Origin of the sequence: Pseudomonas berkeleyensis (genome assembly GCF_014109765.1) — a bacterium.
Classification (GTDB): domain Bacteria; phylum Pseudomonadota; class Gammaproteobacteria; order Pseudomonadales; family Pseudomonadaceae; genus Aquipseudomonas; species Aquipseudomonas berkeleyensis.
In genome coordinates this window covers 391,620-416,014 of the sequence record NZ_CP059139.1, presented here as the reverse complement: position 1 = coordinate 416,014, position 24,395 = coordinate 391,620, and the positions used below count along the sequence as shown (strand labels likewise).

Here is a 24,395-nt window from a genome sequence, read left to right as displayed (position 1 = left end):
TCTGGTTATGCCTCGACCATGCGCGCCAACCACTGCCCTGGGCTTGACCCAGATCAAGCCCCACCCGGCACGTTAAGAATTTGCAACAAATCCGCTCAGAGTGCTCTGTTGCGTGCGATCAACTCAGGATCGAGCGTCGCCAGCGCCTGGTACTGGCTGACGAATACCTGCCCGCCGAAGCGCTCGAGAAAGTCCGAACGCTTGAGCCTGTCCATCACCGGGCCCTTGACCTCGGAGAAGTGCAACTGCAAACCGGCGCTGGCCAGGCGAGCGCCGATGGTCTCCAGCGAATCCAGGGCGCTGGCGTCGATCAGGTTGACCCCCGAACACTGCAGCACCACATGCCGCGCCTGCGGCCGTGCCGCCACCAGTTCGGCAATGCGTTCCTCCAGATAACGGGCATTGGGGAAATACAGGCTCTCGTCGACCCGAAGCGACAACACCGTGGCACTGTCGAGCGTGTCGAAGCGCTCGACGTTGCGGAAATGCTCGCTGCCGGGCAACAAGCCAATCACGGCGATATGAGGCCGGCTGGTGCGCCAGAGAAACAGCAACAGCGACAGACCGACGCCGAGAACAATGCCGGCCTCGACACCATGGGCAAGCACACCAACCAGGGTGACCAGTTGCGCCACGCCATCCTGCCGCGAGTAGCGCCAGGTACGACGCAGCGTGCGCAGGTCGATCAGACCGAGAATCGCCACCAGGATGCTCGCCGCCAACACCGCCTGGGGCAGATGCTGCAACAGTGGCGCCAGGCCCAACGCTGCGCCAAGCATCAGCGCCGCGACCCACAGGCCGACCCGCGGTGTGGCTACCGGCGTTTCCAGCGCCAGCGCCGAACGCGAGAAACTGGCCGCTACCGGAAAGCCGCCGGTGAAGGCCGCTGCCAGGTTGGCTCCGGCCTGACCACACAGCTCCTGATCCGGATTGACCGAACGCCGCCGGCGCGCCTCCAGGCTCTGAGCGATGGATACCGACTCGACGAAGCCAACCAGTGCGATCAGCAACGCCGCCGGCCATAGCTCACGCAGCAACTGCAGATCGAGCGGCGGCAGGGTCAAGGGCGGCAACCCCGCTGGCACCGTCCCGACCACGCGCACGCCCAGCGCTTCCAGGCCAAACAGAGCACTGGCGGCAATGCCCAGCAGCACCAGCAACAGCGCCCCAAGGCGCACCAGCCAACCGGCCAGACGCACCGGCAGGCCGCAGCGATGCAACTGCCTGAGTGTCAGCAGGAAGCAGATGCTGCCCAGCCCCAGCAACAAGGTCGGCAGATGCACCTGATCGAGTTGCGCCCACAGCGAGGGCAACAGATCCGGCAGACTCTGCCCCGCGCCACGAATACCGAGCAGATGGCCCAGCTGGCTGGCCGCGATCAAAATCGCCGAACCGCTGACGAATCCGGCAATCACCGGGTGGCTGAGGAAATTGGCCAGCACGCCCAGGCGCAGGATACTCATCGCCAATAGAAACAGCCCGACCAGAGCCGTCAGCATGACCGCGCCGGCCATGTATGCGGCGCTGCCGGCGGCAGCGAGCGGTTGCAGGGCGGCAGCGGTCATCAGCGAGAGAATCGCCACCGGCCCCAACGACAGCGCCACACCGGCACTGCCGCCGAGCCAGGCATACACCGCCAGCGGCAGGATGCTCGCGTACAGCCCGGCAACCGCTGGCAAGCCGGCCAGTTGCGCATAGGCCAGCGCCTGCGGCACCAGAAGCAGAGAGACCAGCAGCGCCGCGATCAGATCAGCACTGGCCGAGTTGCGCAAATAGCCGCGCAAGGGCTCAAAGGACATTCAAGGGCACCTTGAGATAACGCACCCCGTTGTCTTCCGGCGGGGGCAGTTCGCCGCCGCGCATGTTCACCTGTACCGACGGCAGGATCAACGTCGGCATGCCTAGCGTGGCATCACGCTTGGTGCGCATGGCGACGAACTCGTCCTCGCCGATCCCTTCGTGCACATGCACGTTGTGGAGACGCTGCTCGGCTACCGTGCTCTGAAACTGAAAATGCTCGCGCCCTGGCACCTTGTAGTCATGGCAGAGGAACAGACGAGTCGTATCCGGCAGGCTGAACAGCCGTTGAATCGAGCGATACAGTACGCGGGCATCACCACCGGGGAAGTCGCAACGTGCGGTGCCATAGTCCGGCATGAACAGGGTATCGCCGACGAAAGCCGCATCACCGATCACGTAGGTCATGCAAGCCGGGGTATGACCCGGCGTATGCAGCGCACGAGCCTCCAGACCACCGATGCGAAAGCACTCGCCATCGCTGAACAGCTGATCGAACTGCCTGCCATCGCAGGAAAACGCACTCCCCGCATTGAACAGCTTGCCGAAAGTGCTCTGCACCTGGGTGATCTGCGCACCGATGGCCAGCCGACCGCCCAGCGCCTGCTTGAGATAGGGAGCGGCAGACAGATGATCGGCGTGCACATGGGTTTCCAGCAGCCAATCCACCGCCAGCCCCTGCGCCCGGACATGCTCGACGATGCGCTCGGCACCGGCATGCGAGGTACGCCCCGAAGCGGGGTCGTAATCGAGCACCGAGTCGATGATGGCGCAGCGCCCCGTAGCCGGATCACTGACCACATAGCTGTAGGTGAACGTGGCCGAATCGAAGAATGGGGTGATGACGGCGGACATAACGACTCCCGAATGGTCAGGGCCTGCGCTTGCAAGTATTGATGCCCAGCAGCGGATAAGCCGGGCAGAAGCGCAAGATGCCAGTGGCCAGCGGCAACACGCCGAGCCAGCCCCACGGGCCGATGACACCGCCCAGGCTCAGTGCAATGAGGATCAGGCCAGCGGCAATGCGCAGGCTACGGTCGAGGGTTCCCACATTGGCGTTCATCGAGTACCTCCAGGTCAACGTGCGCGCTGGCCTTCCAGCGCGGCAAAAATCAGCATGCCGGTGAGCATCGCCGCCACGAACAGCAGCCCCTGCCAATGGCCGGCCGACAGCAGCGCAAGGGCCGGCCCTGGGCAGATGCCGGCGATGCCCCAGCCGACGCCGAACAGCAGGCTGCCGCCAATCAGCCGAGCATCCAGATCGCGGCGAGTCGGCAACTGCATGGTGCCGCCCGACAATGCCCGGGAACGCTTGCCTGCCAACTTCAACGGCAGCATTGCAACAGCGATGGCACCTGCCATCACCAGCGCCAGGGTCGGATCCCAGTTGCCGGACAGATCGAGAAAAGCAAGCACCTTGGCCGGGTCGGCCATACCGGCCAGCAACAGGCCTAAACCGAACAGCAAGCCCGCCACGAATGCACTGAGCCTGGCCATGATCAGCCCTCCAGCAGGTGGCGCAGCACGAACACCGTGGCGAAGCCACTGGCCATGAAGCACAGCGTGGCCACCTGCGAGCGTGGCGAAAGACGGGAAACACCACACACGCCATGCCCGCTGGTGCAGCCTGAACCATAGCGGGTGCCAAGGCCCACCAGCAGCCCGGCGGCGACCAGGCTCAGCGTGCCACCCTCGAAACGCACCGGCGGCAGGTCGGCGAACGCCAGCCATAGCAAGGGCGCCAGCAACAGGCCGAGGAGAAACAGCGCTTTCTCGCCACGCCCCTCAGCGCCGCGCTGCAACACACTGCCCAGCAGGCCGCTGATGCCCGCGACGCGGCCGTTGGCCAGAGCGAAGAGCGCCACCGCCAAACCGATCAGCGCGCCACCGGCCAAGGCGCTCCAGGGTGTGAAATTGGCCCAGTCGACGTTCATTGCTGCCCCTCGCAGAACAGGCGATACAGCGTCTCGATCACCGCGAGCGCGGCCGGACTGCTGATACGGTAGAAGATCTGCTTGCCGTCACGCCGGGTCTCGACCAACCCTTCGCGCCTCAATACGGCCAGTTGCTGCGACAGCGTCGGCTGCTGGATACCAAGCTGGGCCTCCAGCTCGCTGACGTTGCGTTCACCCTGGGAAAGCTGGCAAAGCAGCAGCAGACGATCCGGATTGGCCAGCGCCTTGAGCAACTGCCCGGCCGCATCGGCATTGGTGCGCAGTTGCTGGATGTCGAGGGAATCGACCATGAGACACCTTCAATTTATACAATATATATTTTTATATACTGTATTTTTGAAGAGCGTTGGCCAAGGCGACCGACGGTCGCAGTGAAAGCAGATGGCGGGCGAAGGCAAAACTGCCAGCGTGGTTGGCGAGCTACTCCAGCCAGTGCCATAAAAGCAAAAACCCGCCGAGGCGGGTCTTTGTCGATGCTGTGGGCGCGATCAGGAATCGGCGTCGGCAGCAGCCTGATAGGCAGTTGCATCGAGCAGCTTATCCAGCTCGCTGGCATCGCTCGGCTTGAGCTTGAAGAACCAGCTACCGTAGGGATCGCTGTTGACGCTTTCCGGGCTATCGGCCAGGGCTTCGTTGATGGCGATCACTTCACCGCCGACCGGCGCATAGATGTCCGAGGCGGCCTTGACCGACTCGACCACACCGGCTTCCTGGCCAGCGCTCAGTTGCTTGCCGACTTCCGGCAGCTCGATGAACACCACGTCGCCGAGGGCTTCCTGAGCGTGGTCGGAAATGCCCACGGTCACGCTGCCATCGGCCTCCAGACGCGCCCACTCATGGCTGGCGGCGTAACGCAGATCGGCGGGGATATTGCTCATGTCTCATTCCTCGTAAGCGATGACGGCAAGCGGGCCGTCAGGACAATTTAGCAGGCCACGACGAGAGGGGAAGCCCGCGCCGCAGCCGATGTTCAGATAAGCGTCTTGCCGTGACGCACGAAGCTCGGCTTGACCACGCGCACCGGGAACCACTTGCCGCGGATTTCCACCTCGGCACGATCCCCCGTGGCCGCAGGCACCCGGGCCAACGCGATGGATTTGTTCAGCGTGGGCGAGAAGCTGCCACTGGTGATCTCACCCTCACCGATACCTTCGACACGCACCACCTGGTGAGCACGCAGCACGCCACGCTCCTCCAGCACCAGGCCGACCAGCTTGCTCGGGCAACCAGCGGCGCGTTGCGCCTGCAATGCGGCACGGCCGATGAAATCACGCTCGGCTGGCTCCCAGGCCAACGTCCAGGCCATGTTGGCAGCCAGCGGCGATACGCTCTCGTCCATGTCCTGGCCGTAGAGATTCATACCGGCCTCCAGACGCAGGGTGTCGCGCGCGCCCAGGCCAATGGGGGCGATCCCCGCGCCGACCAGCTCGTTGAGGAAGTACACCACCTCGCTGCTCGGCAATACGATTTCCAGACCATCCTCGCCGGTGTAGCCGGTACGGGCGATGAACCAGTCGCCTTCAGGCAGTCCCTCGAACGGCTTGAGCTCCTGGATCAGGGCAGCGCGAGCCTGGGTCACCAGCTCCGCCGTGCGCACGCGGGCCTTGGGGCCCTGGATGGCGAGCATGGCCAGGTCGCGGCGCTCGCGCAGTTGCACGTCAAAGTCAGCGGCCTGAGCGTGCATCCATGCCAGATCCTTGTCGCGGGTACCGGCGTTGAGCACCAGGCGATAACCGTCTGCGCTGCGGTAGACGATCAGGTCGTCGATCACCCCGCCCTGCTCGTTGAGCATGGCGCTGTACAACGCCTTGCCGGTGCCCTGCAGGCGCGCTACATCGTTGGCCAGCAGGCGTTGCAGATAGGCCTGCGCCTGGCTGCCGCTGACGTCCACCACGCACATGTGCGAGACGTCGAACACGCCGCACTCGCGGCGCACCTGATGGTGCTCCTCCACTTGCGAACCGTAGTGCAGCGGCATGTCCCAGCCGCCGAAATCCACCATCTTGGCCCCCAGCGCCAGGTGCAGGTCATAGAGGGGGGTACGCTGTCCCATGGGTGTCTCCTTCCGGGCTTGGCGAAGCGATTCAGACCCCCGAGAAGCTAGCTGCGTTGCCATTGCGGTGTTGCAACCAGGTTCAAAATGCTCATGTGCAAAAGCACACTCCGCTTTTTCACCTGCCTGCGCCTTGCACTGGCGGCCTCGCTTACGCTTCTCGGCACGTCCGTCGGGTTACCCCGGCTCGCGAATGGCGCGCATTGTAGCCGCAAGGTCGGCGGGGGTCATCTGACCAAAGGTCGCGCGGAGCGTAGGGCGGACTCAGGAGCGAAGCGAACAGTCCGCCAGAGCGCCTCACCTTGCCATCGAAACCCATGGTGTACTGCTGCGCGAACGGATCGCCGACCGGTACGCCCTACCTGCGAGGGAAACCCGCCCTGCTCTGAGCACCAGCAGACAATCCACCACCCTCAGCCGAAACTGCGCGCCGAGCGACGAATCAGCAGAATCACCGGCAACAGACCGACCAGCACCAGCGTCAGGGCGGGCAACGCAGCACGCGCCCACTCACCCTCGCTGGTCATCTCGAATACCCGCACCGACAGGGTGTCCCAGCCGAAGGGGCGCATCAGCAAGGTCGCTGGCATTTCCTTGAGCACGTCGACGAATACCAGCAGCGCGGCCGACAAGGTGCCCGGCAGCAAGAGTGGCAAGTACACCTTGAAGAACAGCCCGAAACCGCCGACGCCCAGGCTGCGCGAAGCCTCAGGCAGGGAGGGGCGAATGCGCGCCAGGCTGGTTTCCAGCGGCCCGAATGCCACCGCCATGAAACGGATCAGGTAGGCCACCAGCAGCGCCGCCAGGCTGCCCAGCAGCAGCGGCTTACCGGCGCCCCCCAGGGCGGTGGACAACGGAATCACCAGCTCGCGATCCAGGAAGCTGAACGCCAGCATGATCGCCACCGCCAGCACCGAGCCCGGCAATGCATAGCCGATGTTGCCCAGCGCCACACCGAAGCGCACGCTGCGATTCGGCGCCTGACGGCGGGCAAAGGCCAGCAGCATCGCAACGCTGACGGTAATCAGCGCTGCCATGCCGCCCAGGTACAGGGTATGCAGGATCAGCCCGGCGTAACGCTCATCGAGATCGAAACGGCCGCGCTGCCAGAACCACGCCAGCAGTTGCAGCAACGGGATGACGAAGGCGCAGGCGAACACCAGACCGCACCAGGCACTGGCGGCGAAGGCCTTCCAGCCATGCAGGTGATACAGCGCCTTGCCTCTTGGCCGCTCGTTGGCCGGCCGCGCAGCGCCGCGGGCACGGCGCTCGCCGTAAAGCACCAGCGCGACGGCGAGCAGCAGCAAGCTGGCCAGTTGAGTGGCACTGGTCAGGCTGTAGAAGCTGTACCAGGTCTTGTAGATGGCCGTGGTGAACGTATCGAAATTGAACACCGACACCGCGCCGAAATCGGCCAGGGTTTCCATGATCGCCAGCGCCAGACCGGCACCGATGGCCGGCCGCGCCATTGGCAAGGCCACACGCCAGAACGCCTGCCAGGGGCTCTGCCCGAGCACTCGCGCCGCCTCCATCAGGCCCTTGCCCTGAGCCAGAAAGGCACCACGGGCAAGCAGGTAAACGTAGGGGTAGAACACCAGCACCAGAACGATGATCACACCACCGGTCGAGCGCACCCGCGGCAGCCTAAAGCCGCTGCCGAACCACTCGCGCAGCAGCGTCTGCACCGGGCCGGCGAAATCTAGCAGGCCGACGAAGACGAAAGCCAGTACGTAGGCGGGAATGGCGAAGGGTAGCATCAGCGCCCAGTCCAGCCAGCGCCGGCCGGGAAACTCGCAGAGGCTGGTGAGCCAGGCCAGGCTGACGCCGAGCAGGGTCACGCCGACACCGACACCGATCACCAGCGTCAGCGTATTGCCGATCAGGCGGCCCATCTGCGTCTGCCACAGATGCGTCCAGATCTGCTGATCCACCTCATGCCAGCTCAGCAGCAATACCGAAAGCGGCATCAGCACCAGAGCGGCGACGGCAAGGACGATGGGATACCAGCGACGCTGGACGGGATGCGGCACGCGGACTCCTAGACGACGAAAAAGACGACGCCCCGGCTAGGCGGGGCGTCGCAGTATAACGGCAGCGGCGTGGATGCCTCCAAACCATACGATCTCGTGAGCGGGAGGGAGCCTGCTGCTGTCAACGCAGCAGGGTCGAAACGCCGCAGATCGTTACGGACTTACTGCCAGCCGGCGCGATCCATCAGCATGGTCGCTTCAGCCTGACGCTTGCCTGCCACTTCTGTAGCGATGGAGTCCGCCTTGAAGGTGCCCCATGCAGCCACTTCCTCAGACGGTGCGACCGCCGGGTTGGCCGGGAACTCCTGGTTGACGCCAGCGAAGATGCTTTGCGCTTGCTCGGTGGTCATCCACTCCAGCAGCTTCTTGGCCTGCTCGGCATGCGGCGCATGCTTGGTCACACCGGCACCAGCCAGATTGACGTGCACGCCACGGTCAGCCTGGTTCGGCCAGAACGGCTTCACTTTCAGACCTGGGTTCTGCTTGTGCAGACGACCGTAGTAGTAGGTGTTGGTGATACCCACATCGCACTGGCCGGCGTCGATGGCCTGCAGCAACGCGGTGTCGTCCGCGAACACGTCGGTGGCCAGGTTGTTCACCCAACCCTTGATGATTTCCTCGGTCTTCTCCGCACCATGGGTTTCGATCAGGGTGGCGGTCAGCGACTGGTTGTAGACCTTCTTGCTGGTACGCAGGCACAGACGGCCTTCCCAGTTCTTGTCGGCCAGGGCTTCGTAGGTGGACAGCTCCTCCGGCTTGACGCGCTCGGTGGAGTAGAAAATGGTGCGCGCACGCAGCGACAGCCCCGTCCAGCTGTCGGTGCTGGAACGGTACTGAGCGGGAATGTTGGCGTCGATCACGTCGGACTTGGTCGGCTGCAGCACGCCTTCCTGCTCGGCCTGCCAGAGGTTGCCGGCGTCGACGGTGATCAGCATGTCGGCCGGGGTGTTGGCGCCCTCGGCCTTGAGGCGGGCGATCAGCGGCGCTTCCTTGTCGGTGATGAATTTCACCTTCACACCGGTCTTCTCGGTGTAGGCATCGAATACCGGCTTGATCAGCTCGTCGATACGCGAGGAATAGACCACTACTTCATCGGCGGCCTGGACGGCGGTCGCCAGGGTGCTGAGGGTGAATGCAGCGAGGAGCGCGTTACGAGCCTTCATGGGATCAGCCTCTTAGGGATTGGCAAAGTGGCTGAATGGTAGTGAATGTTATTTGCCTTCTCAACGTAAACAGCAAGCCGAAACACGGCAGTTATTACAAGTTGCGTCAGCTCAGGCCCTTGCCAGCTCCGGCAGATCACCGGAAAGCCCCAGCGCCTGACGCACGAACAGCGCCTTGGCTTCGGCCTGGCCGTCGACCAGATCGAGGCCGACGTTGCGCAGCAGTCGCAGCGGCAGCGGGTCGGCCTGGAACAGGCGCTGGAAACCTTCCATCGCCGCCATCATCGCCAGGTTATGCGGCATGCGTCGGCGCTCGAAACGGCTCAGCACGCGCTCCTCACTCAGGTTCTCGCCACGCCCCAGAGCATGCAGCAGCACTTCGGCCAGCACAGCAGCGTCGAGGAAGCCCAGGTTGACGCCCTGCCCGGCCAACGGATGGATGGTGTGCGCGGCATCGCCGACCAGCGCCAGCCCCGGCTCCACATAGCGTTTGGCATGGCGTTGGCGCAGCGGAATGCACAACCGGCGATCGGCATGCAGCACCTTGCCGAGGCGCGCCTCGAAAGCCTTGGTCAGTTCATGACAGAAGGCTTCGTCGTCCAGTGCCATCAAGCGCTGCGCCTCGACCGGCAGCGTCGACCAGACGATCGAGCACCAATGCTCGCCAGCCGGGCCATCAAGCGGCAGGAAGGCCAGCGGGCCATCGTCGGTGAAACGCTGCCAAGCCGTGGCCCGATGCGGACGCTCGCAACGCACACTGGTGACGATGGCGTGATGCAGATAATCCCATTCCCGTGTGGCGCAACCGGCCAGGCGCCGCACCGCCGAGTTGGCGCCGTCGGCAGCCACCAACAGAGGGGCACGCAGTTGACGACCATCGGTGAGAGTCAGTAGCCAGTCATCGCCGCTGCGCCGTAACTGCTCCAGGCGCGCACCGGGCAACAGGCCAATCTGGCTATCGTGCAGGCGTTCGAGCAGGGCATCCTGCACCACACGGTTCTCGACGATATGGCCGAGCGTCTCGGCATGCACGCTGGCAGCGGCGAAGTGAATGCTGCCGGTACCGGAGCCGTCCCACACGCGCATCTCGCCATAAGGACTGGCGCGGCGTGCGGCAATGCCATCCCAGACACCCAGGCGTTCAAGGATGCGCTGACTGGCCATCGACAACGCACTGACGCGCGGCTCGAACGGTGCCTGTGCGTCGAACGGCGACACGCTCAGTGGGCTACCGTCGACGATGAGAATGTCCAGGCCGCAGTGCTCCAACGCCAGGGCCAAGGTGCTGCCGACCATACCGGCACCGACGATGATCAGATCCGCGCGCATATCACTCCTTAAACCGTAGGGTGCATACGCACCATGGCTTGCGGTTGGTGCGCACAGCGCACCCTACGGGGCTGGTCATAAATTACGGGTTCCCATGCCCATCGCCTGACGCGCGAACCAGCGCTTGGCCGGCGGTAGCAGGTCGAGGCCGAGCAACCCAAGATTACGCCCGGCAGCCAACAATGGCTGGCCGTTGCTGAACAGACGCGTCACCTGATCGGAAAAGCTCACGGTCATTTGCTGATCGAGCTGCTGCCGCTGCTGATAACGCTGCAAGGTGGTGAAGTCGCCCAGAAGCGCATCACTGTCGATCAACACCTCGGCCAGTGCCAGGGTATCGCGCAGCGACAGGTTGTAACCCTGACCAGCGATGGGATGTAGGCTGTGTGCGGCATTGCCCAACACCACCAGATGCGGGCGCACCTGCTCCTGCGCCTCGACCAAGCTCAGCGAGTAGAGGTGCCGCGCACCGACCTGCTGCAAGACGCCCAGGCGATAGCCGAATGCCTGCTGCAACTCGCTGAGAAAACTGGCCTCGCTGCTGCGCAACAGGCGTTCGGCGTCAGCCTCGGCACGCGTCCAGACCAGCGCGCAGCGGTTGTCGCTCAAGGGCAGCAGCGCCATCGGGCCGTCATCGGTGAAACGTTCGAAAGCCTGTCCGCGATGCGCTTCAAGCGGGCTGACGTTGGCGATCAGCGCACTCTGCCCATAAGGCTTGATGCTAACGCCAATACCGAGCTGCTCACGAAGACCGGAACGCCCGCCGTCAGCGAGAACGGCCAGCTCGCAATCGATACTGGTTTCGTCGCTCAACGTCAGGTGGTAACCGTCCTCCAGACGCTGCATGGCGACCACCTCGGCCGGGCAGCGCCACTCGATCACGTCCTGATCCAGTGCCTGCCACAGGCAGTGGCCGATCCAGGCGTTCTCCACCACGTAGCCGAGCGCCGGCACACCTTCCTCGATGGCCTGCAGACGCGTGGCACCGAAGCGGCCACGGTCGGAAACGTGGATCTGCTGAATCGGCTCGGCGCGCTGGGCAATGCTCTGCCACACGCCCATACGCTCGTAGATCAGCCGGCTGCCATAGGACAGTGCGGTGGAGCGGGCGTCATAACTGGGTTGGTATTCGCTACCCGGCGCGAAAGGCTCGATCAGGGCGATGCGCCAGCCACGCTGGCGTGCCGTTTCCTGCAGGGCCAACGCCAGGCTGGCACCCACCAGGCCGCCGCCGATAATGGCCAGCTGTACGCGTGACATGGGCTCAGGCCGCCTCGCTACGCGCGGCAGCCATCAACGCCTCGATTTCAGCGACCGACTTGGGCACACCGGTGGTGAGAATCTCGCAGCCCTTCTTGGTCACTACCACGTCGTCCTCGATACGCACACCGATGCCGCGCCACTTCTTGGCGACCTTGTCGTTGTCGACGGCGATATAGATGCCCGGCTCCACGGTCATCGCCATGCCGACTTCCAGCACGCGCCACTCGCCGCCGACCTTGTAGTCGCCGACATCGTGCACGTCCATGCCCAACCAGTGGCCGGCACGGTGCATGTAGAAGGGTTTGTAGGCTTCGCTGGCGATCAGCTCGTCGACGTCGCCGTCGAGCAGGCCCAGTTCGACCAGACCGGCAGTGATCACGCGCACAGTGGCTTCGTGGGCTTCGTTCCAGTGCTTGCCTGGAGCGATGAACTTGAACGCCTCCTCGTTGGCCTTGAGCACCAACTCGTAGATGGCCTTCTGCTCGGGCGAGAACGTGCCGCTGACCGGGAAAGTACGGGTGATGTCGCTGGCATAGCAGTCGATCTCGCAGCCAGCGTCGATCAACACCAGATCGCCATCCTTGAGCAGTGCATCGTTCTCGCGATAGTGCAGGATGCAGGCATTGCGACCGGCGGCGACGATGCTGCCGTAAGCCGGCATCTTCGCCCCGCCCTTGCGGAACTCGTAATCCAGCTCGGCTTCCAGGTGATATTCGAACAGGCCGGCGCGGCTCGCCTGCATCGCGCGGATGTGGGCGCGCGCACTGATCTCGGCAGCCTCCTTCATCACCTTCACCTCGGCGGCCGATTTGTACAGGCGCATGTCGTGCAGCAGGTGGTTGAGGGCGACGAACTCGTTCGGCGGCGTAGCGCCCTGGCGAGCCTTGGCGCGGATGTGGTTGACCCACTCCATCAGCCGATGATCGAACTCCTGATTGCAGCCGATGGCGTAGTAGACGCGCTCACGGCCTTCGATCAGACCGGGAAGAATGTCGTCGATATCGCCAATCGGGAAGGCATCGTCGGCGCCGAATGTCTTGATCGCTCCGTCCTGGCCGGCACGCAGACCGTCCCACAGCTCGCGCTCGGGATCACGCTCGCGGCAGAACAGCACGTACTCGCCATGTTCGCGACCAGGGATCAGTGCCATCACCGCCTCCGGCTCAGGGAAGCCGGTGAGGTACTGGAAGTCGCTGTCCTGACGATAGACGTGCTCGACATCGCGATTGCGGATATACACCGGCGCCGCCGGCAGGATGGCGATGCTGTTGGGTTCCATCTGCGCCATCAGCGCCTTGCGCCGACGGGCATATTCGGACTTGGGGATGCTGATCAAGGCAGGCTCCGATGAAAAATCAGTGCAGGGAAGGTTTGGCGGCGGGCACCACAGGCTTGGCACACTCAGAGAACAGCAGCAACGGCGCGACGCGCAGGTACTCCATCACCTCCATGTAGTCGCTCTCGCCATCCTCGGACTCCTCCAGGCCGCTCTGTACCTGAGCGATGGCAGAGAGATCCTGCAACACTTCCATGGCCTCGGCACTCAGCGCGCCATCGCGGGCGGTCAAGCCAAAGCCACCGAGAAAGCCCTGGCACCATTGACCCAGCGCGGCTGCACGCTGCGCCAGCGGGGTTTCGTCGTCCGGCAACAGCAGCACCACGGTGATGTCTTCACCGCACAGCTCACCCTTGACCATCTCCTGCAGACCGATCAGTGCCTGACGCACGTTGTCCTGTGGCTCGCCGCCTAGCAGGTCGGCAGCATCGAGCAACCAGGCATCGGCGTCGAAGCCGGCACCGGCGCAGCTGCGACCGAGCAGCAGGCCATGCAGTTCGGCGGGGGAAACGGAATGCCCGGCGCTGTTCAACAGAGCGGCGAAGGCGGCGTAGGGAGAGCTTGGAATCGACATAGATAGCTAGGCGCCAGGCGGCGCAATCTCTAGAATGGAGGCCTCGTATCCTAGCACCGGCAGGCGCGGCAAGACCATCCGAGGCCACCGCAGTGATGCCGCCGAATGCATCACGCCACCGCCATCTGGGTTTGACCTGCAACCGGGACAGGCCTATACAGTCCAGCCAGCCACCCCATAGCGAGAGCCCATGGAAGACGCCGATCTGCACGCATTGACCGCCAAGCTGGAACTGCTGATCCAGCGTGTCGAGCAGCTAAAGGCTCACAACCGACTCCTGCTGGCGAATGAACAGGCCTGGCGCGAGGAGCGCGCCCATCTGATCGAAAAGAACGAAATGGCCCGGCACAAGGTCGAATCGATGATTTCGCGCCTTAAAGCCCTGGAGCAGGACTCATGACCCAGTCGAACACCGTGACCGTCCACATTCTGGACAAAGAATATTGCATCGCCTGCCCGCAGGATGAACGCGCCAACCTGGAGAGCGCTGCCCGCTATCTGGACGGCAAGATGCGTGAGATCCGCACCAGCGGCAAAGTGATCGGTGCCGACCGCGTTGCCGTGATGGCCGCCTTGAACATCACCCACGACCTGCTGCACAAGCAACAGCGCCTGGATCAGGACGCCAACTCCACCCGCCAGCAGGTGCGTGATCTGCTCGACCGTGTCGACCACGCACTGACCGACGACTCGAGTTCCTGAGCGCCAGCATGCCAGCCTGTTCGTCGCAGGCCGCCCCGCAACCGCTCTGTTCGGGTATACTGGGCGCAACTTCCTGGGGTGTGCGCCAGTCGGTGATGTCCCTGAGCCGATACGCACAACCACGGGGGTTGCACGTTGGGGCCGGTGTGCATGTCCGCCTGACGGAAAGCCTTAACGCCTCCTGCAACCTCCACCTTGAACTTTCGGGTTCAAGGGCTAAACCGACAGCGGCACGCCGGGAAGTCATCTTTTCCAGCAGTGACCTGCAACACTGCTACCCGCCTCGTCCCAACCTCATCCCATGACTACGCCAGCCACTCTCAGTCGCCCGCAACTGCGCCGCGTACTGCGTCAGCGCCGTCGTGCGCTCAGCCGCAGCCAGCAACGCCTGGCCGCGCGCAACCTGTATCGACAACTGGTGCAAAGCCCACAGTTTCGTCGCGCCAGGCATATCGCCCTGTATCTGCCCAATGACGGCGAGATCGATCCGCGACCACTGCTGGCTGCCGCGCAGAAACGCGGCAAGCGTACCTACCTGCCAGTGCTCAGCGCCTGGCCGCGCACCAAGATGGTGTTCCAGCACGTTGCCCGGCACGAAAAGCTGGCGCGCAACCGCTTCCGCATCCTCGAACCCCGCCCGCAGCCCAAACGTCAACGCAAGGTCTGGGCACTGGATCTGGTGCTGCTGCCACTGGTGGGCTTCGATGACTGCGGTGGGCGCCTGGGCATGGGCGGCGGCTTCTACGACCGCAGCCTGGCCTACCTGCACAGGCGCAAAAATTGGCACATGCCGACACTGCTGGGCCTGGCGCACGAATGTCAGCGCGTGGATGAACTGGCGATGGCCAGCTGGGACGTGCCCTTGCAGGCTACGGTGACGGACAAGAAGTGGTACTGAATCGAGAGATGCGGCACCGCGTTCCCTGCGGCGCTTGGAATCGGTGAATCAGGGTTGCTGCGTTACATTGATCGGAGCGTCGCTCTGGCGCTCCCACAAGCTCTGGGTGTAACCCGTAGTAACCACACCCAGGCTGAACAGTACGACGAGAACCCACAAAAGATCTGGTTTGCGTTTCATCTATTGCCTCCCCCTTCAAGGCAATGCGCGCGTTGGCCACGCGTTATTGTTGTATGCAATACGGCGACGCCAAGCGTTAAGCCGGGCATTTTCCGTCAGTGCAGAGCGCTGTGCAATTTCCAACGCCAACCGGCCGTCGGAGATCCCCCTCAAACGAGCGTCCGCTTACGGACAGACCTGCAGGAGCAAAGTTCATGCCTTATTGGTTGATGAAGTCGGAACCCGATGAACTGTCCATCCACGACCTGCAACGACTCGGCAAAACACGCTGGGATGGTGTGCGCAACTACCAGGCGCGCAACTTCATGCGGGCTATGAACCCGGGCGATCTGTTCTTCTTCTATCACTCCAGTTGCCCACAACCCGGCATCGCCGGAATCGCGCGCATCGCTGGCGAGGTTTACCCCGACCCCACCGCGCTCGATCCGCACAGCCACTACCATGACCCCAAAGCCACTGCCGAGAAGAATCCCTGGAGTGCGCTGGACGTGGAGTTCGTCGAAGCCTTCGACGAGGTGCTGGCACTGCAGCAGTTGAAGAACAATCCGCTACTGGCCGAACTGGCATTGGTGCAGCGCGGCAGCCGACTGTCGGTGATGCCGGTGAGCGATGCCGAATGGGCAGCGATTCTCGCCATGCGTTGAGTCCCACGCAGCGCTGTGCTATCACCACAGCGACAGCCTACGGAGCACGCCCATGCCAGCCTCTTCCGCCTGGCCCGCGCGCCTGGCGCTGGCCTTCCTCCTGCTGGTACTGAGCGCCTCCAGCGTACTGCTCTGGCGTCAGATCGAGGGTGTGCAGCAACAGCGGGTTGACGAACGCCTGGGCTACCAGGCGCGCAGCCTCGCCCGTCAACTGGAAAGCACTCTGCATCTGGAGGTGGCCAGCCTCGAGCGCATCGCCCGCTTGTGGAACAGCCTGGGGCGCCTGCCACGCGCCGCCTGGGGCGAGGAGGTAGAGCGCGCACTGCGTGGCTTCCCTGCCTATCAGTCGATCCAGTGGGTCGGCCCCGACCTGCACATGCGCTGGTTACTCCCGGTCGCAGGTAACGAAGCAGCGCTGAATTTCCGCCTGTATCCCGAACACCCCAACTACCCCCTGGCGATGGAGGCTCGCGAGACCGGAGAGCAGCGCTTCTCCAACAGTTTCGATCTGGTGCAGGGTGGTCGCGGCTTCGTGCTCTACACCCCGCTGTACCGCGAGCAGAACGGCGAGCGCGTGTTCGATGGTTTTCTCCAGGGGGTGTTTCGCGTCGAGCCCCTGATGCAACAGCTGCTCAGCCAGATCGACCGTGATGCCTTCAATCTGGAGCTGCTGGAAAACGGTCACAGCCTGTTTCGCCACGGCGAGCCGGACAACAGCAAGTGGCACAGCTTGCAACTGGGCCTGAGCCTGCTCAACAACCAGGGTTTCAGCCTGCGCCTGAGCCCAACGGCACAGTTGCTCGATCAACTCGATTCACCGTTGCCCGGCGTCGTGCTCGGCGCCAGCCTGGCGATCAGTCTGCTGCTGGTCGCAGCCCTGGCCCTGGCCCTGGAAAACAGTCGCCGCGCCCACGCCCTGCAACTGGCCAACCGGCGCCACAAGCAGGAAGCCGAACGCCGGGCAGAAACCGAGCAACGCCTGCGCGAGAACCGCGAACGCCTGCAACTGGTGCTCGACCTGACCGATTCCAGCCATGACGGCCTGTTCATCTTCGACAGCAGCAGCCGCGAGCTGCTGCACATGAACCAGGCCACCTACGCCACGCTCGGCTATCGCCCCGAACAATTCGCCGAACTGCTGCGTGACGACCCGGAAAAGCTGATGCCCGACTTTCACCGCTGGCTGGAGCAGGCACGTCAGGCGCAACGCGCCAATCTCTCGCGGATCTTCCAGCGTGAACTGATTCGCCGCGACGGTAGCCGCCAGCCTGCCGAGATCAACACCCAACTGGTGCAACTGCATGACCGCGAATACCTGATCGCCGTTTCTCGCGACAACAGCGAGCGCCTGCAACTGGAGGCGCAACTGCAACGCCTGTCGCAACTCGATGGCCTGACCGGCTTGTACAACCGCCGCCACTTCGATCAGCAACTGCAGAGCGACTGGCGTCGCTTGCGCCGCCTCGGCGCGCCAATGGCTCTGCTGATGCTGGATATCGACCACTTCAAGGCCTACAACGATGCCCTTGGCCACCTGGCCGGTGACGACGCGCTGCGCCGAGTCAGCTCCGCGCTGAAGGACAGCCTGCAACGTGAGAGCGATACGGCCTGCCGTTACGGCGGCGAGGAGTTCGCCATCATCCTGGCCCATACCGACCTGGAAGGCGCCGAGCAGGTCGCCGCCCGCATTCACGGCGCCATCGCCAGCCTCGAGATCCATCATCCGGCCAGCCCATTCGGACGGCTGACCCTGAGCATCGGCATGACCGCGGTCGACCCGGTCATGGACGAACAACCGGGCGCGCTTGTCGCCCATAGCGACCAGGCGCTCTACCAGGCCAAACATCAGGGGCGCAATCGCACCGCCCTGTGGCAGCAACCCACGGTTGACCTGCATCAAACCACCTAGACTGGTGGCGACGGACAATGGAAACCTCTTGATGGAGCTTCTGTCACGAGGCTCACGAAAGGATATGACCGATGAACAGAAAACCTCTGCCCTATCTGATCGCCGCCGGCGTCGCCGTGCTGGTAGCCGTGGCCTGGTGGCAACTGCGGCCGGATGGCCTCGGCGAGGGTTTTGCCAGCGGTAACGGCCGTATCGAGGCCACCGAGGTGGACGTGGCGACCAAGCTGGCCGGACGCATCGCCAGCATCGAAGTCGACGAAGGCGACTTCGTCGAACCGGGACAGGTGCTCGCGCGCATGGACACCCAGGTGCTCGAAGCGCAGCTGGCCCAGGCTCGCGCCCAACTGCGCCAGGCCGAAAACGGACAGAACACCGCCGCCAGCCAGATCAGCCTGCGCCAGAGTGAAAAGCTCACCGCCGAGGCGGTGGTGCGCCAGCGCCAGGCCGAGCTGGATGCCGCGCGCAAACGTCACGCGCGTAGCGCCACGCTGGTCAAGCGCAACGCCATGGCCCAGCAGCAGCTGGATGACGATCTGGCCCGCCTGCAGAGCGCCGAAGCGGCGCTGGCAGCCGCGCGGGCTCAGGTCAGCTCGGCCGAGGCCGGTATCGCTGCTGCGCAATCGCAAGCCATCGAGGCGCAATCGGCGACCGAAGCAGCCCGCGCCAGCGTCGAACGACTGCAGGTGGACATCGACGACAGCCAGCTCAAGGCACCTCGCGCTGGCCGCGTGCAATACCGCGTGACCCAGCCGGGTGAAGTGCTCGGTGCCGGTGGCAAGCTGCTCAACCTGGTGGATCTCACCGACGTCTACATGACCTTCTTTCTGCCCGAGCGCCAGGCCGGTCGCGTCGCCCTCGGCAGCGAAGTACGCCTGGTGATCGATGCCGCGCCGCAGTACGTGATCCCGGCCAAGGTCAGCTATGTCGCCAGCGTCGCCCAGTTCACGCCGAAGACCGTGGAAACCGCCAGCGAACGCGAGAAACTGATGTTCCGGGTAAAAGCACGCATCGACCCCGAGCTGCTGAGCAAGCACCTGCAGCAGGTGAAGACCGGCGTGCCCGGCATGGCCTACCTGCGCCTCGACCCTGACGCCGAGTGGCCTGCACATCTGGCGATCAAGGTTCCGCAATGAACGCGCCGGTCGCACGCCTGAGCGGCGTCGGCCTGCGCTACGGCCAGACCCGCGCGCTGCAACAGGTCGATCTGGCACTGCCGGCCCGCTGCATGGTCGGCCTGATCGGCCCGGATGGCGTCGGCAAGTCCAGCCTGCTGGCGCTGATCGCCGGGGCGCGCAAGATTCAAGACGGCAGCGTCGAAGTGCTCGACGGCGACATGGCTGACGCTCGCCACCGGCGCAATGTCTGTCCTCACATTGCCTACATGCCGCAGGGCCTGGGCAAGAACCTGTATCCGACGCTGTCGGTGTTCGAGAACCTGGACTTCTTCGGCCGCCTGTTCGGCCAGGACGCCGCCGAACGCGAACGGCGCATCGACGACCTGCTGCGCAGCACCGGCATGTCCGCCTTCCGCGAGCGCCCGGCGGGCAAGTTGTCCGGAGGCATGAAGCAGAAGCTCGGGCTGTGCTGCGCGCTGATCCATGATCCGGATCTGCTGATCCTCGATGAGCCGACCACCGGCGTCGACCCACTGTCGCGCAACCAGTTTTGGGAGCTGATCGAGCGCATTCGCAAGCAGCGCCCGCAGATGAGCGTGCTGGTGGCCACGGCCTACATGGAAGAAGCCGAGCGTTTCGATCATCTGGTGGCGATGGATGCCGGCCGCGTGCTGGCCGAAGGCAGCCCCGCCGAATTGCGCGCGCGCACTGGCAGCGCCAGCCTGGAGCAGGCCTTCATCGCCCTGTTGCCCGAAGAGCGTCGGCGCGGCCATCAGCAGGTGGTGATTCCCCCCCTGCAAGACAGCAACGAGATCGCCATCGAGGCCAAGGGCCTGACCATGCGCTTCGGTGATTTCGTCGCCGTCGACTCGGTGTCGTTTCGCATTCGCCGTGGCGAGATCTTCGGCTTCCTCGGCTCCAACGGCTGCGGCAAGAGCACCACCATGAAGATGCTCACCGGCCTGCTGCCAGCCAGCGAGGGCGAGGCGCTGCTGTTCGGCCAGGCGGTCGACCCGCGCGACATGGCCACGCGCAAGCGGGTCGGCTACATGTCGCAGGCGTTTTCCCTGTATGGCGAACTGACGGTGCGGCAGAACCTGGTGCTGCATGCCCAGCTGTTCCATGTCCCGGCCGAGGAGATCGAACCACGCGTGGCACAGATGGCCGCACGCTTCGACCTCGGCGAGGTCATGGACATGCTCCCCGAGCGCCTGCCCCTGGGCATCCGCCAGCGCCTGTCGCTGGCCGTGGCGGTGATCCACAAACCAGAGATCCTGATCCTCGACGAGCCCACCTCGGGCGTCGACCCGGTCGCCCGTGACGGCTTCTGGCAACTGATGCTCGACCTGTCGCGCCAGGACGGCGTGACCATCTTCATCTCCACCCACTTCATGAACGAGGCGCAGCGCTGCGACCGCATCTCGCTGATGCACGCCGGCAAGGTGCTCGACAGCGATACGCCACAGGGCCTGATGGAAAAACGCGGCCTCGACAGCCTGGAAGCCACCTTCATCGCCTACCTGCAGGAAGCCGTCGGCGAGCAACCAGTCAGCGAGGCGCCGCCACTGGAACAGGCGCCACCCACGCAGCGCCAGCGATTCAGCCTGCGCCGGCTGCTCAGCTATGCCCGCCGCGAAGCGCTGGAGCTGCGTCGCGACCCGATTCGTGGCGGCATGGCGCTGCTTGGCACGGTATTGCTGCTGTTCATCATCGGCTATGGCATCAGCCTCGATGTCGAAGACCTGACCTTCGCCGTGCTGGATCGCGACCAGACCACCACCAGCCAGGAATACCATCTGAACCTGTCCGGCTCGCGCTATTTTCTGGAGAAGGCGCCGCTACACGACTACGACGAACTGGAACGGCGCCTGCGCAATGGCGACATCAGCCTCGCCGTGGAGATTCCGCCGCACTTCGGTCGCGATCTCAAGCGCGGCGCCAGCCCGCAGATCGGCATGTGGATCGACGGCGCCATGCCGACCCGCGCCGAAACCATCAAGGGCTACGTCACCGGCCTGCATCAGCACTACCTGAGCGAGCTGGCGCGGCGTTCGCCGCAGCCGCAAGCGGCCAACGCCGCCGAGCTGGAGGTGCGCTACCGCTACAACCCCGACGTGGAGAGCCTCAAGGCCATGGTGCCGGCGGTGATTCCGCTGCTGCTGATGCTGATTCCGGCGATGCTCACGGCGCTGGGTGTGGTGCGCGAAAAGGAGCTGGGCTCGATCATCAATCTCTACGTCACCCCGGTCACCCGCCTGGAATTCCTGCTCGGTAAACAGCTGCCCTACATCGCCCTGGGTTTGTTCAACTTCATCCTGCTGATGCTGCTGGCAGTCACGGTGTTCGACGTACCGCTCAAGGGCAACCCGCTTACCCTGCTGGCCGGCGCGCTGCTCTACCTGGCCTGCGCCACCGGCCTCGGCCTGCTCATGTCGACCTTCACCAAAAGCCAGATCGCCGCCGTGTTCGGCACGGCCATCGTCACCCTGCTGCCGGCCATCCAGTTCTCCGGGTTGATCTACCCGGTAGCATCACTGGAAGGCGTCGGCGCCCTGGTCGGCCAGACCTATCCCACCTCACAGTTCCTGGTGATCAGCCGCGGCCTGTTCTCCAAGGCACTGGAGCTGCACGACCTGATCGGCTACTTCGTTGCCCTGGCACTGACCATCCCCCTGCTGACCCTGCTCAGCGCCAGCCTGCTGCGCAAACAGGAGGTCTGATGGAACGCCTGGCCAATATCTTTCATCTTGGTACCAAAGAGCTGCGCAGCCTGCAGCACGACCTGGCACTGGTACTGCTGATCCTCTGGGCCTTCAGCATGGGCATCTACTCGGCGGCCACCAGCATGCCGGAGAGCCTGCACAACGCTGCCATCGCCGTGGTCGACGAAGACCAGTCACAACTCTCCGAACGGCTGATACAAGCCTTCCAGGAGCCCTACTTCCGCACGCCAGAGCGCATCGACCTGAGCGAGATGGATCGCGGCATGGACTCCGGGCGCTACACCTTCACCCTGAACATCCCACCGAACTTCCAGCGCGACGTGCTCGCCGGCCGCAGCCCGGCGATCCAGCTCAACGTCGATGCCACCCAGGTGAGCATGGCCTTCACCGGTGCCGGCTACATCCAGAACATCGGCGCCAGCGAGGTGGCCGAGTTCGTCCGCCGTTACCGTGGCGACCTGGCGCAACCGGCGGAACTGGCACTACGCGTGCAGTTCAACCCGAACCTGACGCGCGCCTGGTTCGGCTCGGTGATGGAGGTGATCAACCAGATCACCATGCTGTCGATCATCCTCACCGGCGCGGCGCTGATCCGCGAGCGCGAACATGGCACCGTGGAGCACCTGCTGGTGATGCCGGTGACACCGCTGGAAATCATGCTGGCCAAGGTCTGGTCGATGGGGCTGGTGGTGCTGACGGCAGCGGCGCTGTCGCTGCTGCTGGTGGTGCAGGGCTGGCTGCAGGTGCCGATCGAAGGCTCGATCGCGCTGTTCCTAGCCGGCGCGGCGCTGCACCTGTTCGCCACCACCTCGATGGGCATCTTCTTCGGTACCGTGGCACGCTCGATGCCGCAGCTGGGGCTGTTGATCATCTTGGTGCTGCTGCCGCTGCAGATCCTCTCCGGCGGCACCACGCCGCGCGAGAGCATGCCCGAACTGGTGCAGCAGATCATGCTGGCGGCGCCGACCACCCACTTCGTCGCCCTGGCCCAGGCCATTCTCTATCGCGGTGCGGGATTCGCAATCGTCTGGCCCTACATGCTGGCCATCGCCGGCATCGGCACGCTGTTCTTCGTCGCGGCACTGAGCCGCTTCCGCAAGACCCTGGCGCAGATGGCGTAGCCCGGATGCATGCCGGGCTACGGATGACGCTTACTGGATGATCAGGTTGTTGAACAGCAGGTCTTCGACGATGGGCTTACCCTCCTCGCCGTTGATCGCGTCCTGCACCTGTTTGAGCGCCTGCTGACGCAGGGTTTCACGGCCATCGGGGGCGTTGATGGCCTCACTGGTCTGGGCCGAGAACAGCATCACCAACTGATGGCGGATCAGCGGTTCATGCTGTTTGAGCTTGTCCTCGGCCTCAGTGCCGGTCACCCGCAGCGATACGTCGGCCTTGAAGAACTTCAGACGATTACCGGTATCGGCCAGGTTGCCGATCAGGGCTGGCGTCAGGTTGTAATAGAGCGTCGTCGGCACCTCCTCCTTCTTCTCCGAATTGGCCAAGGCAGGCAGGCAGATCGACAAGCTCAGCAACAGGGCGGTCAACAGTTTCACGTTCGGCACTCCATCGGGGATGTGCCTAGCATAGCCATCCACACGCCAGCACCCAAGCCCGGCGCTTATGCCGACCTATCAGGCATCGGCATGCTCGTTGACCCTCGGCAGGCGCTTCCTACACTGCAAGGCACCCTGCAAGAGGAATGACCTTCATGAAAGCCCTGCTGTGCAAAGCCTTCGGCCCTGCCGACACCCTGGTACTGGAAGACCTGCCAAGCCCCGAACCGAAGAAGAACGAGGTGCTGATCGAGGTGCAGGCCGCTGGGGTCAACTTCCCCGACACGCTGATCATCGAAGGCAAGTACCAGTTCAAACCGCCCTTCCCCTTCGCCCCGGGCGGCGAGGTGGCCGGCGTGGTCAAGGCCGTTGGCGAGAAGGTCAGCCACCTGCGTGCTGGTGACCGGGTGATGGCACTGACCGGCTGGGGCGGCTTCGCCGAAGAGGTCGCAGTGCCAGCCTACAACGTGTTGCCGGTGCCCAAGAGCATGGATCTGACCACCGCGGCAGCCTTCGGCATGACCTACGGCACCTCGATGCACGCCCTCAAGCAGCGCGCCAACCTGCAACCAGGCGAAACCCTGCTGGTGCTCGGCGCCTCCGGTGGCGTCGGCCTGGCCGCAGTGGAGATCGGCAAGGCCATGGGCGCCAAGGTGATCGCCGCGGCGAGCAGCGCCGAGAAGCTGGAAGTGGCGCGCAACGCCGGCGCCGACGAGCTGATCAACTACAGCGAGCAGAGCCTAAAGGATGAGGTGAAGAAGCTCACCGGCGGCCAGGGCGTGGACGTGATCTACGACCCGGTGGGCGGCACGCTGTTCGAGGAAGCCTTCCGCAGCATCGGCTGGAATGGCCGCTTCCTGGTGGTGGGTTTCGCCGCCGGCGGTGGCATCCCGGCACTGCCAGCCAACCTGCCACTACTCAAGGGCGCCTCCCTGGTCGGCGTATTCTGGGGCTCCTTCGCCCAGCGCCAGCCGCAGGACAACGCCGAGAACTTCCAGCAGCTGTTCGCCTGGCACGCCGAAGGCAAGCTCAAGCCCCTGGTGTCGCAGACCTTCCCGCTGGAGCGCGGCGGCGAAGCGATCAATGCACTCGGTCAGCGCAAGGCCGTGGGCAAGGTGGTGGTAACCGTTCGCTGACGCTGCGCACTACGCCGTGACATGAAAAAGCC

Annotated in this window: 24 protein-coding genes and 1 other RNA gene; 10 read left to right on the top strand and 15 right to left on the bottom strand. The window is 64.2% G+C overall.

Going from position 1 to position 24,395, the window contains the following annotated elements:
* Positions 1-95 precede the first annotated feature (95 nt).
* The 14 genes from HS968_RS01985 to HS968_RS01920 all read right to left on the bottom strand — a co-directional run bounded on the left by HS968_RS01985 (position 96) and on the right by HS968_RS01920 (position 13,500).
* A complete protein-coding gene (locus HS968_RS01985; RefSeq protein ID WP_182369915.1) occupies positions 96-1,799 on the bottom strand; it encodes a SulP family inorganic anion transporter in 1,704 nt (567 codons plus the stop codon).
* On the bottom strand, positions 1,789-2,652 hold the full coding sequence (locus HS968_RS01980) for an MBL fold metallo-hydrolase (protein ID WP_182369914.1): 864 nt from the start codon (positions 2,650-2,652) through the stop codon (positions 1,789-1,791). The genes HS968_RS01985 and HS968_RS01980 overlap by 11 nt, the downstream gene beginning before the upstream one ends.
* 16 nt (positions 2,653-2,668) lie before the next feature.
* Positions 2,669-2,860: a YgaP family membrane protein gene (locus HS968_RS01975; protein WP_179623520.1), complete on the bottom strand. Its 192-nt coding sequence runs from the start codon at positions 2,858-2,860 to the stop codon at positions 2,669-2,671.
* Positions 2,861-2,874: 14 nt separating this feature from the next.
* On the bottom strand, positions 2,875-3,294 hold the full coding sequence (locus HS968_RS01970; protein WP_182369913.1) for a DUF6691 family protein: 420 nt from the start codon (positions 3,292-3,294) through the stop codon (positions 2,875-2,877).
* A 2-nt stretch (positions 3,295-3,296) separates the two neighbouring features.
* Positions 3,297-3,731 carry a YeeE/YedE family protein gene (locus tag HS968_RS01965; RefSeq protein WP_182369912.1) on the bottom strand — a complete coding sequence of 145 codons (435 nt, stop codon included), beginning with the start codon at positions 3,729-3,731 and terminating at the stop codon, positions 3,297-3,299.
* Positions 3,728-4,042, bottom strand: coding sequence for an ArsR/SmtB family transcription factor (locus HS968_RS01960; protein ID WP_182369911.1), 315 nt, complete (start codon positions 4,040-4,042; stop codon positions 3,728-3,730). Before HS968_RS01960 ends, HS968_RS01965 begins: the two co-directional genes overlap by 4 nt.
* A 198-nt stretch (positions 4,043-4,240) precedes the next feature.
* Positions 4,241-4,630 carry a glycine cleavage system protein GcvH gene (gene gcvH, locus HS968_RS01955; RefSeq protein ID WP_119692282.1) on the bottom strand — a complete coding sequence of 130 codons (390 nt, stop codon included), beginning with the start codon at positions 4,628-4,630 and terminating at the stop codon, positions 4,241-4,243.
* Between the two features lie 92 nt (positions 4,631-4,722).
* Entirely contained in the window at positions 4,723-5,805 is a 1,083-nt protein-coding gene (gene gcvT / locus HS968_RS01950; protein WP_182369910.1) for a glycine cleavage system aminomethyltransferase GcvT, read from the bottom strand.
* Between the two features lie 413 nt (positions 5,806-6,218).
* Complete coding sequence (locus HS968_RS01945) at positions 6,219-7,835, bottom strand: ABC transporter permease (protein ID WP_182369909.1); 1,617 nt, start codon at positions 7,833-7,835, stop codon at positions 6,219-6,221.
* Between the two features lie 161 nt (positions 7,836-7,996).
* Positions 7,997-8,998 (bottom strand): extracellular solute-binding protein, encoded by a 1,002-nt coding sequence (locus tag HS968_RS01940; RefSeq protein WP_182369908.1) that lies wholly within the window; start codon positions 8,996-8,998, stop codon positions 7,997-7,999.
* A 111-nt stretch (positions 8,999-9,109) separates the two neighbouring features.
* On the bottom strand, positions 9,110-10,327 hold the full coding sequence (locus tag HS968_RS01935; protein WP_182369907.1) for a 2-octaprenyl-3-methyl-6-methoxy-1,4-benzoquinol hydroxylase: 1,218 nt from the start codon (positions 10,325-10,327) through the stop codon (positions 9,110-9,112).
* A 75-nt stretch (positions 10,328-10,402) separates the two neighbouring features.
* Positions 10,403-11,587 (bottom strand): 2-octaprenyl-6-methoxyphenyl hydroxylase, encoded by a 1,185-nt coding sequence (ubiH, locus tag HS968_RS01930; protein WP_182369906.1) that lies wholly within the window; start codon positions 11,585-11,587, stop codon positions 10,403-10,405.
* A 4-nt stretch (positions 11,588-11,591) separates the two neighbouring features.
* A complete protein-coding gene (gene pepP / locus HS968_RS01925; protein ID WP_182369905.1) occupies positions 11,592-12,926 on the bottom strand; it encodes a Xaa-Pro aminopeptidase in 1,335 nt (444 codons plus the stop codon).
* A gap of 19 nt (positions 12,927-12,945) precedes the next feature.
* Positions 12,946-13,500, bottom strand: coding sequence for a YecA/YgfB family protein (locus HS968_RS01920; RefSeq protein ID WP_182369904.1), 555 nt, complete (start codon positions 13,498-13,500; stop codon positions 12,946-12,948).
* A gap of 190 nt (positions 13,501-13,690) precedes the next feature.
* On the opposite strand from HS968_RS01920, the gene HS968_RS01915 reads away from it, so the two are divergent.
* The 9 genes from HS968_RS01915 to HS968_RS01875 all read left to right on the top strand — a co-directional run bounded on the left by HS968_RS01915 (position 13,691) and on the right by HS968_RS01875 (position 22,792).
* Positions 13,691-13,900, top strand: a complete 210-nt coding sequence (locus tag HS968_RS01915; RefSeq protein WP_003458652.1) for a TIGR02449 family protein — start codon at positions 13,691-13,693, stop codon at positions 13,898-13,900.
* Positions 13,897-14,202 (top strand): cell division protein ZapA, encoded by a 306-nt coding sequence (locus tag HS968_RS01910; protein ID WP_179623508.1) that lies wholly within the window; start codon positions 13,897-13,899, stop codon positions 14,200-14,202. Before HS968_RS01915 ends, HS968_RS01910 begins: the two co-directional genes overlap by 4 nt.
* Before the next feature lie 67 nt (positions 14,203-14,269).
* Positions 14,270-14,448, top strand: a non-coding RNA gene (gene ssrS / locus HS968_RS01905) — 6S RNA.
* Positions 14,449-14,503: 55 nt separating this feature from the next.
* Positions 14,504-15,100 carry a 5-formyltetrahydrofolate cyclo-ligase gene (locus HS968_RS01900; protein WP_119692294.1) on the top strand — a complete coding sequence of 199 codons (597 nt, stop codon included), beginning with the start codon at positions 14,504-14,506 and terminating at the stop codon, positions 15,098-15,100.
* A 374-nt stretch (positions 15,101-15,474) separates the two neighbouring features.
* Complete coding sequence (locus HS968_RS01895; protein ID WP_182369903.1) at positions 15,475-15,924, top strand: EVE domain-containing protein; 450 nt, start codon at positions 15,475-15,477, stop codon at positions 15,922-15,924.
* A 52-nt stretch (positions 15,925-15,976) separates the two neighbouring features.
* Positions 15,977-17,833: a sensor domain-containing diguanylate cyclase gene (locus HS968_RS01890; RefSeq protein ID WP_182369902.1), complete on the top strand. Its 1,857-nt coding sequence runs from the start codon at positions 15,977-15,979 to the stop codon at positions 17,831-17,833.
* A gap of 71 nt (positions 17,834-17,904) precedes the next feature.
* Positions 17,905-18,966, top strand: a complete 1,062-nt coding sequence (locus HS968_RS01885; protein WP_182369901.1) for an HlyD family secretion protein — start codon at positions 17,905-17,907, stop codon at positions 18,964-18,966.
* Positions 18,963-21,668, top strand: coding sequence for a ribosome-associated ATPase/putative transporter RbbA (gene rbbA / locus HS968_RS01880; RefSeq protein WP_115290144.1), 2,706 nt, complete (start codon positions 18,963-18,965; stop codon positions 21,666-21,668). The genes HS968_RS01885 and rbbA overlap by 4 nt, the downstream gene beginning before the upstream one ends.
* Entirely contained in the window at positions 21,668-22,792 is a 1,125-nt protein-coding gene (locus tag HS968_RS01875; protein ID WP_119692299.1) for an ABC transporter permease, read from the top strand. The genes rbbA and HS968_RS01875 overlap by 1 nt, the downstream gene beginning before the upstream one ends.
* A 30-nt stretch (positions 22,793-22,822) precedes the next feature.
* Here HS968_RS01875 and HS968_RS01870 read toward each other — a convergent pair whose 3' ends face one another.
* Positions 22,823-23,227, bottom strand: coding sequence for a flagellar basal body-associated FliL family protein (locus HS968_RS01870; RefSeq protein ID WP_119692300.1), 405 nt, complete (start codon positions 23,225-23,227; stop codon positions 22,823-22,825).
* 155 nt (positions 23,228-23,382) lie between these two features.
* Here HS968_RS01870 and HS968_RS01865 point away from each other — a divergent pair, with 155 nt between their 5' ends.
* The gene (locus HS968_RS01865) at positions 23,383-24,363 is read left to right on the top strand and encodes an NADPH:quinone oxidoreductase family protein (RefSeq protein ID WP_182369900.1); all 981 of its coding nucleotides are present in this window, start codon (positions 23,383-23,385) and stop codon (positions 24,361-24,363) included.
* Positions 24,364-24,395: the final 32 nt, after the last annotated feature.

Bases quoted from the DNA above. Each gene is read 5' to 3' on its own strand.
- HS968_RS01975 (WP_179623520.1), bottom strand. From the start codon at position 2,860: ATGAACGCCAATGTGGGAACCCTCGACCGTAGCCTGCGCATTGCCGCT.
- HS968_RS01875 (WP_119692299.1), top strand. From the start codon at position 21,668: ATGGAACGCCTGGCCAATATCTTTCATCTTGGTACCAAAGAGCTGCGC.
- HS968_RS01915 (WP_003458652.1), top strand. From the start codon at position 13,691: ATGGAAGACGCCGATCTGCACGCATTGACCGCCAAGCTGGAACTGCTG.
- HS968_RS01920 (WP_182369904.1), bottom strand. From the start codon at position 13,500: ATGTCGATTCCAAGCTCTCCCTACGCCGCCTTCGCCGCTCTGTTGAAC.
- rbbA (WP_115290144.1), top strand. From the start codon at position 18,963: ATGAACGCGCCGGTCGCACGCCTGAGCGGCGTCGGCCTGCGCTACGGC.
- HS968_RS01935 (WP_182369907.1), bottom strand. From the start codon at position 10,327: ATGCGCGCGGATCTGATCATCGTCGGTGCCGGTATGGTCGGCAGCACC.
- HS968_RS01970 (WP_182369913.1), bottom strand. From the start codon at position 3,294: ATGGCCAGGCTCAGTGCATTCGTGGCGGGCTTGCTGTTCGGTTTAGGC.
- HS968_RS01965 (WP_182369912.1), bottom strand. From the start codon at position 3,731: ATGAACGTCGACTGGGCCAATTTCACACCCTGGAGCGCCTTGGCCGGT.
- HS968_RS01865 (WP_182369900.1), top strand. From the start codon at position 23,383: ATGAAAGCCCTGCTGTGCAAAGCCTTCGGCCCTGCCGACACCCTGGTA.
- ubiH (WP_182369906.1), bottom strand. From the start codon at position 11,587: ATGTCACGCGTACAGCTGGCCATTATCGGCGGCGGCCTGGTGGGTGCC.
- HS968_RS01985 (WP_182369915.1), bottom strand. From the start codon at position 1,799: ATGTCCTTTGAGCCCTTGCGCGGCTATTTGCGCAACTCGGCCAGTGCT.
- HS968_RS01940 (WP_182369908.1), bottom strand. From the start codon at position 8,998: ATGAAGGCTCGTAACGCGCTCCTCGCTGCATTCACCCTCAGCACCCTG.
- HS968_RS01890 (WP_182369902.1), top strand. From the start codon at position 15,977: ATGCCAGCCTCTTCCGCCTGGCCCGCGCGCCTGGCGCTGGCCTTCCTC.
- HS968_RS01980 (WP_182369914.1), bottom strand. From the start codon at position 2,652: ATGTCCGCCGTCATCACCCCATTCTTCGATTCGGCCACGTTCACCTAC.
- HS968_RS01960 (WP_182369911.1), bottom strand. From the start codon at position 4,042: ATGGTCGATTCCCTCGACATCCAGCAACTGCGCACCAATGCCGATGCG.
- gcvH (WP_119692282.1), bottom strand. From the start codon at position 4,630: ATGAGCAATATCCCCGCCGATCTGCGTTACGCCGCCAGCCATGAGTGG.
- HS968_RS01895 (WP_182369903.1), top strand. From the start codon at position 15,475: ATGCCTTATTGGTTGATGAAGTCGGAACCCGATGAACTGTCCATCCAC.
- HS968_RS01900 (WP_119692294.1), top strand. From the start codon at position 14,504: ATGACTACGCCAGCCACTCTCAGTCGCCCGCAACTGCGCCGCGTACTG.
- gcvT (WP_182369910.1), bottom strand. From the start codon at position 5,805: ATGGGACAGCGTACCCCCCTCTATGACCTGCACCTGGCGCTGGGGGCC.
- HS968_RS01885 (WP_182369901.1), top strand. From the start codon at position 17,905: ATGAACAGAAAACCTCTGCCCTATCTGATCGCCGCCGGCGTCGCCGTG.
- HS968_RS01910 (WP_179623508.1), top strand. From the start codon at position 13,897: ATGACCCAGTCGAACACCGTGACCGTCCACATTCTGGACAAAGAATAT.